Source organism: Spongiactinospora gelatinilytica, from assembly GCF_003236385.1.
GTDB lineage: Bacteria > Actinomycetota > Actinomycetes > Streptosporangiales > Streptosporangiaceae > Spongiactinospora > Spongiactinospora gelatinilytica.
The window spans coordinates 1-1612 of the sequence record NZ_POUA01000696.1 but is presented as its reverse complement, the minus strand read 5'-3'; the positions used below and the strand labels follow the sequence as shown (position 1 = coordinate 1612).

The 1612-nt window shown below is 73.8% G+C and carries 2 protein-coding genes; one reads left to right on the top strand and one right to left on the bottom strand.

The features are described 5' to 3' along the window. The coding region (locus C1I98_RS38695; protein ID WP_111172162.1) for an acetolactate synthase at positions 1 to 1112 on the top strand (1112 nt) is incomplete at its 5' end. A 17-nt stretch (positions 1113 to 1129) separates the two neighbouring features. Here the strand turns inward: C1I98_RS38695 and C1I98_RS43385 are convergent. Then, the coding region (locus tag C1I98_RS43385) for a PASTA domain-containing protein (RefSeq protein ID WP_233508566.1) at positions 1130 to 1612 on the bottom strand (483 nt) is incomplete at its 5' end.

The window sequence follows — 1612 nt, the reverse complement described above, 5'->3', positions numbered from 1 at the left end:
CCCCCTCTCCGCTCGAACCCGACCCCGACGCCCTGGCCGGGATCGCCCGGCACCTGGCGGAGGCCGAGCGGCCGGTGCTGGTGCTCGGCTCCGACGTGTGGATGGACCGCGCCGAAGAGGCCGCCCGCGACTTCGCCGAGCAGTGGCGGCTGCCGGTCATCCCCAACGGCCAGGGCCGCGGCATCGTGCCCTCAGGGAACGAGCTGCTGGTCACCCGGGCCAGGAGCATCGCGTTCGGCCAGGCCGACCTGGTCATCGTGGTGGGCGCGCCACTGGACTTCCGGCTCGGCTACGGCTGGTTCGGCGGCAAGGAGGGCGCGCCGCTGGCCAAGGTCGTCCACCTCGCCGACACGCAGTCCCAGCTCGCCACCCACACCGGCACGGTGGGCTCGGCCGCGGGCGACCTGTCCCTGCTGCTGTGGGGCCTCGGCGCGGCCTGTGAGACCGCCGGGGTCGATCCGGCCTCCTACGCCCCCTGGACGACCAGGCTGGCCGAAGCCGCCAAGGCGGCCACCGCCGCCGACGCGGAGCTTCTCAGTGCCTCCGCCGACCCCATCCACCCCGTGCGGATCTACGGCGAGCTGGCCCGGCTGCTCGACGACGACGCCGTGGTGATCGGCGACGGCGGCGACTTCGTGTCCTACGCGGGCAAGTACGTCGAGTCCAAGCAGCCGGGCTGCTGGCTGGACCCCGGCCCCTACGGCTGCCTGGGCACCGGCCTCGGCTACGCCATCGCCGCCCGGCTGTCGCGGCCCTCCTCCCAGGTGGTGCTGCTGCTCGGCGACGGCGCGGCGGGCTTCTCACTGATGGACGTGGACACGCTGGTCCGCCACCGGCTGCCGGTCGTGATGATCTGCGGCAACAACGGCTCGTGGGGGCTGGAGAAGCACCCGATGCGGCTGCTGTACGGCTACGACGTGGCCGCCGACCTTCAGCCGCAGTGCCGCTACGACCAGGTGGTGACCGCGCTCGGCGGGGGCGGCGAGCTGGTCACCAGGCCCGAGGAGATCGGGCCGGCGCTGCGCAGGGCGTTCGACTCGGGCGTGCCGTACCTGGTCAACATCGCCACCGACCCGGACGTCGCCTACCCGCGCAACACCACGGGCCTGTGAGGGCCCGCGGCGCACACTCAGCGTCCCACCGGCACCTTGGACAGCGACGGTGTCGGTGTGGGCTGCGGCGAGGGCGACTCGCAGCCGTTCTCCGGGTCGAACAGGATCATCATCGACCTGCCCAGCTCCAGCTTCTCTCCGGCCGCCGGCTCCTGGAAGACCACGGTGTGACAGGCGAGCACCTGGCCACCGCCGTTGAGCTGGGCCTGCACCTTGAACCCGGCGGCCTTGATCATCGGGCGGGCCTCGGCGAGGGTGAGGCCGCCGACGTCGGGCACCGGCTTCTTCGGGCGTGGCGTGGGGCTCGGCGTCGGGGACGGGGTCTTGGTCGGGGCCGCGCTCGGGCTGGGCGAGACGGTGAGCGTCGGCGTCGCCTCCACATGTGGGGCGTCGCGGTCGCCGCCCAGCGCGACCCCGCCGCCGAGCCGGTGCAGCACGACGCCGACCGGCGCGCGGCGCAGCATCAGGCGGGCCGTCTTGGCCAGCCTGCGCCACAGTGT